Here is a 640-nt window from a genome sequence, read left to right as displayed (position 1 = left end):
CCCCCGATAGCGTCGGGCGGGGCGTTCCCGCTTTTCGGTCGCGGACGGCGGAATACTCATAATTTTGGTCGTCATCGAGCAGGACCCTCATGCGCGTATCAAGAGAGCGCGACAATATTTTGCGATTTTTCGGAAGGATGTGACTCTCCGACACCGTGAAGAATGTCATAGTTTATGCCGCAGCGCACCAAAAATAAGATTACAGTATAACTAATCCGTTAACGAATCAGACCTGCAAAGACGCTGCGATCAGCTCCGTTAGGCCATTCCGGTTGTGTTCGAGATAAAAGTGATTTCCTGGGAATAAATTTATAACACATTGGTCGGATGTTTGGCTTTTCCAGGCATTTACTCCTTCAATCGTGTGAAGAGGATCGCTATCTCCAAGAAAAGCGGTTATGGGGCATTTTAGGGGATTTATAAATTTATCGTGATAAATCCTCAGGAGATTAATATCTGTCATGAATATAGGGGTTAATATTTCTAGTAATTCTTTGTCGCTAATTAAACCTGAAGCTGTCCCACCAAGGGAAATCATATATTTTTCAGCTTCTTCAATGGATGTGAGTATGTTCGGTGTTTTTCTTGGTGTTTTCGGCGGCGGCACGTTTGCCGGAGACAAATAAATGTCGCGTTGACT

The 640-nt window shown here is 44.4% G+C and carries 1 protein-coding gene; it reads right to left on the bottom strand.

All coding sequences use genetic code 11. The features are described from left to right. Nucleotides 1-226: 226 nt before the first annotated feature. On the bottom strand, nt 227-640 hold a 414-nt coding region (locus tag VZ95_RS23675; protein WP_084627983.1), incomplete at its 5' end, for a thioesterase II family protein.

It is taken from the genome of Elstera litoralis, from assembly GCF_000963705.1.
Taxonomy (GTDB): Bacteria; Pseudomonadota; Alphaproteobacteria; order Elsterales; family Elsteraceae; genus Elstera; species Elstera litoralis.
This window is presented reverse-complemented; position numbering and strand designations above follow the sequence as displayed.